The following is a 6,056-nucleotide window of genomic DNA, read 5'->3' on the forward strand; positions in this document are numbered from 1 at the left end:
ACTTTAGCCTGTACCTATCCAAAGAGTGTGGTTTTTCCAATCTACAGCAATAGCTCCCATATTCTGCGTAGGAGCGGTATCATTTGTTACTGGAGTAAAAGATATGCCATTATCGTCGGTGTACCATAACCCACCAGAAGCATAAGCAACATAAAATTCGGTAGTGTTATCTGGATTCACAGCGATATCTACCACACGACCACTCATTATAGTGGGACCTATATTGGTAAACGGAATGTTTTTTACAAGTGATTCTTGAGAAAAGGCATAAACAGAAAGAAAGGCACAGATAAGTACGGCTATTTTTTTCATTTTGAGTTAGTTTGATAGTTATCTCAAATATAATATTTCTTAGCCAGTAAATAAAAGTGGGAATGTTAAAAACTAATTTGTTTTTTGAGAACTTCTGACGTGAATAACTATAATTAAAATGATTAATCTTTCCTGTTAATAAAAATGATAACTTCATTTTATCGAAAGCTAGTTAAATACTTACATTTAATGGCTCTATTTTTCTAAATTAAAATTTCTTAAATGTATTTAATTTTTGATACAGAAACTACTGGTTTACCTAAAAATTGGAATGCCCCAATTACAGATACAGATAATTGGCCAAGATGTGTGCAAATAGCTTGGCAGTTACATGACGATTTTGGTAAACTTATTGAAAATCAGGATTTTTTAATAAAGCCAGAAGGATTCAATATTCCTTTTGATTCAGAACGCATACATGGTATTTCTACAGCATTAGCCGAAGAACAAGGAGAATCATTAGAAAAAGTATTAGCACTATTTAATCAGGCACTCCATCAAGCAAAGTTTGTTGTAGGCCAAAATGTTGAGTTTGATCTCAACATAATGGGTTGCGAATTTTATAGAAAAGGTGTAGCAACAAATCTGAATGAACTTCCCGTTTTAGATACTTGTACTGAACGAAGCGCTGAACTATGTAAATTGCCAGGTGGTCGTGGAGGAAAATATAAATTGCCCACACTTACAGAATTACATCAGCATTTGTTTGGCACTGCTTTTAATGAAGCGCATAATGCCACTGCCGATGTAGAAGCTACAGCACGTTGCTTTTTAGAGTTGGTTCGCTTGAAGCATTATACCAAAGAAGAGCTTCAGGTTAATGATGATTTTTTTAAGGCTTTTGAGAATGTAAATCCGACAATGATTGAGGTCGTAGGTTTAAAACATGTAAACCTTAAACAAGAGAGTGAAAAAATTCGTAAAAGAAAACCAACAAGTGAAAATCTTTCTAATGTTGGGAGTTCATCAGAAAATGTAGATTTAACAAATGCTCAATTTGCGCATTTACATAATCATAGTCAGTTTTCGGTTCTACAATCAACAATTCAAATTAATAATATTGTAAAAGCTGCAGCTAACGATAATATGTCTGCAGTTGCTTTAACCGATACTGGTAATATGATGGCAGCCTTTCATTTTGTGAGTGCTGTTCTCAATCATAATAAGAATGCTGAAAAACAGATAAAACCCATTGTGGGTTGTGAATTCTACGTGTGTGAAAACCATAAAGACAAAACCAGAAAAGACAATGGTTATCAGGTTGTTTTACTAGCAAAAAACAAAAATGGATATCACAATTTAGCAAAGCTTTCTTCGAAGGCCTATGTTGATGGGTTCTATTATGTGCCAAGAATTGATAAAGAACTTCTTAGCAAGTATAAAGACGATGTCATTGCTTTAACAGGAAATTTATATGGAGAAGTACCAAGTAAAATCTTAAATGTCGGTGAAAATCAAGCAGAAGAAGCTTTGCTCTGGTGGAAATCACAATTTGGTGATGATTTTTATATAGAGTTAATGCGTCATAATCAACAAGACGAAACCATTGTAAATGAAACCCTAGTAAAGTTTGCAGCTAAACATGAAGTAAAAGTAGTAGCAACCAATAATACTTTTTATCTTTCTAAAGAAGATGCAAACGCACATGATATTTTATTGTGTGTAAAAGATGGTGAAAAACAAGCAACACCAAAAGGTAGAGGTAGAGGGTATCGTTATGGTTTACCGAATGACGAATATTATTTCAAGTCTTCTGATGAAATGAAGAAACTTTTCAAAGATATCCCAGAAGCAATTATTAATATTCAGGAGCTAGTAGATAAGGTAGAACCTTTTACGTTAGCCCGAGATGTGCTATTACCTGCTTTCAATATCCCTTCTACATTTCAAGATGAAGCTGATAATGAAGATGGGGGTAAACGTGGAGAGAATAATTATTTACGATATCTTACTTACGAGGGCGCGAAAGAGCGATATGGAGAGATAACTGATGCGATTAGAGAGCGTTTAGATTTTGAGCTTGAAGTCATCGCGAATACGGGATACCCTGGATATTTTTTAATTGTTCAAGACTTTATCAAAGAAGCGCGTAAAATGGGAGTTTCTGTAGGACCTGGTAGAGGTTCAGCAGCAGGATCTGCAGTAGCCTATTGTCTTACCATTACAAATATTGATCCTATTGAATATGACTTACTTTTTGAGCGTTTTTTAAACCCTGAACGAGTTTCAATGCCCGATATTGATATCGATTTTGATGATGAGGGCAGAGGTAAAGTGATGGAGTATGTCATCAATAAATATGGTTCAAATCAGGTAGCACAAATTATCACCTATGGTACGATGGCAGCCAAATCATCCATTCGAGATACGGCACGTGTACTCGACCTACCGTTGTTCGAAGCCGATAGAATTGCAAAACTTATACCCAATATTAAACTCAATCATATTTTTGGCGAAGACGATAAAAGTAAAGGCAAAGTAGCAAGCTTACGATCTGAAGAAAAAGATATGGTAAGTGAACTTAAAACGATCGCCAGTGGTGATGGTATCGAAGCCGAAACCATCAATAAGGCAGTAGTTTTAGAAGGTTCTGTACGGAATACAGGTATTCATGCTTGTGGTGTTATTATTACACCAGATGACATCACCAATTTCGTTCCTGTGGCTACGGCCAAAGATTCTGATATGTATGTCACTCAGTTTGACAACTCGGTAGTTGAAAGCGCTGGTCTCCTGAAAATGGATTTTCTTGGCTTAAAAACATTAACGCTTATCAAGGATACCGTTAAGATTGTAAAAGCACGCCATGGTATTGAGTTAGATCCTGATAATTTTCCATTGAATGATGAAAAAACGTACGAGCTTTTCCAAAGAGGAGAAACCATTGGGATATTTCAATACGAATCTCCAGGCATGCAAAAGCATATGAAATCCTTAAAGCCTACTGTTTTTGCCGATCTTATAGCCATGAATGCATTGTATAGACCAGGCCCTATGGAATATATTCCACTCTTTATTCAGCGTAAGCATGGTAAAGAAGCCATTGAATATGATTTACCTGCCATGGAAGAATATCTTGCAGAGACCTATGGTGTCACGGTATATCAAGAGCAAGTGATGTTACTGTCACAAAAGCTTGCAAATTTTACAAAGGGTGAAGCCGATGTGCTTCGTAAAGCTATGGGTAAAAAACAAGCCGCGGTATTGGCGAAAATGAAACCTCAATTTATTAAGCAGGCAAGTGCCAATGGACATGATGCAGAAAAATTAGAAAAAATATGGAAAGATTGGGAGGCATTTGCATCGTATGCTTTTAATAAATCACACTCTACCTGTTATGCATGGATTGCCTATCAAACAGCGTATCTAAAAGCACATTATCCTGCCGAATATATGGCATCAGTACTATCGAATAATATGAATGATATTAAGCAGGTGTCTTTCTTTATGGAAGAATGCAAGCGTATGGGCTTGCAAGTGCTTGGTCCAGATGTAAACGAATCATACTTAAAATTTTCGGTAAATAAAGAAGGTGCTGTACGCTTTGGAATGGCTGCAATAAAAGGTGTGGGAGGAAGTGCAGTAAGGGCTTTGATAGCCGAGCGTAAAGAAAACGGTAATTACACATCTATTTTTGACATTACCAAGCGTGTTGATCTACGTGCAGCTAATAAAAAAGCTTTTGATGGCTTAATTTTAGCTGGTGGTTTAGATTCTTTTACAGATACACATCGTGCACAATATTATGAAATAGATGAGCGTGGGCAAACATTTATTGAACGCGCCATTCGTTTCGGAAATAAATATCAAGAAAATAAGAATTCTGCTCAGGTTTCTATGTTTGGAGAAGCCTCTGAAGTGCAATTTGAAGAACCTAAAATTCCAAGTTGCGAAGAATGGGGCATTATGGAAAAACTCGCCAAAGAAAAAGAAGTGATTGGTATGTATATTTCAGGACATCCGCTTGACGATTATAAAACTGAAATGCGCTATTTCTGTAATGCACCCATAAGCGTTTTTAAAGAGCCTTCACAGTTATTAAATAAAGATTTATCAATAGGAGGTATTGTGACTGATGTACAACATCGCATTTCAAAAAATGGTAAAGGTTGGGCTGCATTTACCATTGAGGATTTTATGGATTCGCATGAGTTTAGAATGTTTGGTGAAGATTATTTAAAGTTTAAGCATTTTCTAATCCCGAATTCATTTTTACACATTCGTATTTCTGTGCGTCAAGGTTGGAAAGAGGGTGATGTTCGCATACAGTTTAATAATTTTATGCTATTACAGGATGCTTTAGAGAAAATGGCAAATAAAATTACCTTAAAATTAAATATTGATTCCTTATCAGAAGAGACTATTGCTTCACTCGAAAAAGTTATGGAAAGTCATCAAGGAAAAGATATTCTCAATTTTGTAGTATATGACACTGAAGAAGAATTACAACTTACGATGCCTAGCAGAAGTTCTAAAGTGAATATATCACCTGAGTTATTGTTAGCATTAGATAATTTAGCGTATAAGTATAAGCTTAACTAATAAAAAAGCCCATCATACGATGGGCTTTTTCTTAAAATTTAACTAGTAATATATATTTAAATAACTTTTACATTTACTGCGTTTAAACCTTTTCTGCCTTCCGTTAAATCGAATTCTACTGCATCACCTTCGCGAATATCATCGATTAAACCAGATACATGAACAAAATGTTCTTTGTTTGAACCTTCTTCTGTTATAAATCCGAATCCTTTAGACTCGTTGAAGAATTTTACTGTTCCTTTACTCATTTTTATTATAATTTAAAATATTAATTACTTAGTGATAGTCAAGAAGTGTGCCAAGAAAATAATTATCTATTAAATCTATAATGCCCAATAATCTTAAAATCAAACAAACAATCTTCTAATACTTGTCCAGTGCCAATATTATGTACGATTAAGTGTCTTTTGCCATCTTTCGATTTTTTATTCACCACAACACCAATATGGGTGAGTCCGCTGGTTAAGCGCTAGGCAACTACGTCACCTGGTTTATAATCTTCAGCATTTTTGGTAATAGCTTTAGAAGCACCTTTACGCTTAAAATAGGTCATTAAGTTTGGTACACGTCTATGGTCTATACTTTTATCTGTGGTTTTTAATCCCCAAATTTTTGGATATTTATTAAAGTTGGCTTTCATGTCTTCATGCACTTCTTTTTGCAAATCGATTCCTAATTTTCTGTAGGCTCTAATCACAACATCGGTGCAAACACCTTTACCTTCTGGTACATCACCATTAGGGTAGTCGATAGAAAAATAACTACCATCATAGGTTACTTTGGCTTTTGTGAGTTCTAAAGCAGTGTCTGATAAGGTAAGTTTTTGTGTTGTTTGGCTGAAGCCGCAACTCATTGAAAACAGAACTATAACTATAAATATTTTTTTCATAATTGTTGTTTTTTCGTCATTGCGAATCTTTCGACTGTCTTTCAAGACAGGCTAAAGTGAAGCAATCTTATTATGTATAAACAGATTACTTCGTCGTTTCACTCTTCGTAATGACGTTCTAATTCGTCAATGCGAATGTAGTGCTGCAATCTTCTAATTCTTAGTTCTGATCCGACAGATTACTTCGTCGTTTCACTCCTCGTAATGACGTTCTAATTCGTCATTGCGAGTGTAGCGTGGCAATCTGCTTAATTTGAATTCTGTTTTGACAGATTACTTCGTCATTTCACTCCTCGTAATGACGTTCTAATTC

General features: G+C 35.2%; 3 protein-coding genes and 1 pseudogene. 1 reads left to right on the forward strand and 3 read right to left on the reverse strand.

From position 1 onward, the window contains the following. Positions 1-3: 3 nt before the first annotated feature. A complete protein-coding gene (locus AC1EUY_RS03755; RefSeq protein WP_480194161.1) occupies positions 4-312 on the reverse strand; it encodes a hypothetical protein in 309 nt (102 codons plus the stop codon). Between the two features lie 222 nt (positions 313-534). On the opposite strand from AC1EUY_RS03755, the gene dnaE reads away from it, so the two are divergent. Continuing rightward, the gene (gene dnaE, locus AC1EUY_RS03760) at positions 535-4,854 is read left to right on the forward strand and encodes a DNA polymerase III subunit alpha (protein ID WP_480194162.1); all 4,320 of its coding nucleotides are present in this window, start codon (positions 535-537) and stop codon (positions 4,852-4,854) included. Positions 4,855-4,910: 56 nt separating this feature from the next. Here dnaE and AC1EUY_RS03765 read toward each other — a convergent pair whose 3' ends face one another. Together AC1EUY_RS03765 and AC1EUY_RS03770 are read right to left on the reverse strand one after the other, a co-directional pair. After that, positions 4,911-5,102, reverse strand: coding sequence for a cold-shock protein (locus AC1EUY_RS03765; RefSeq protein ID WP_480194163.1), 192 nt, complete (start codon positions 5,100-5,102; stop codon positions 4,911-4,913). Positions 5,103-5,164: 62 nt separating this feature from the next. After that, positions 5,165-5,743: pseudogene (locus tag AC1EUY_RS03770) on the reverse strand (DUF1287 domain-containing protein). Positions 5,744-6,056 lie beyond the last annotated feature (313 nt).

The organism is Maritimimonas sp. 2210JD6-3, from assembly GCF_056591795.1.